We start from the raw sequence: 246 nt of genomic DNA, 5'->3' as shown, positions 1-246 counted from the left end.
AAGCGCTGGATCGGCAACGGCCACGCGGCCGACGTCGTGGTCCTGTTTGCCCGCAACACGGAGGACGGCAAGGTCAATGCCTTCGTCGTCGAGAAGGACGCTGAGGGCAACCACCCGGCCGGCTATGACCCCACGGTCATCAAGGGCAAGATCGGCAAACGCGCCATCTTGCAGGCCGACATCGTCATCCAAGGCATGCGGATCCCTGAGGCCAACCGACTCCAGAACTGCCGGTCCTTCGCCGAT

Annotated in this window: 1 pseudogene; it reads left to right on the top strand. The window is 63.8% G+C overall.

The features are described from left to right. A pseudogene (locus AC3A4M_RS22875) lies at window positions 1–246 on the top strand (acyl-CoA dehydrogenase family protein); the annotation flags it as partial.

The sequence above is a fragment of the Arthrobacter sp. Soil_C_60 genome (genome assembly GCF_057656375.1).
Note: the sequence above shows the minus strand (reverse complement) of the source record. Positions and strands in the feature narration are given on the sequence as shown.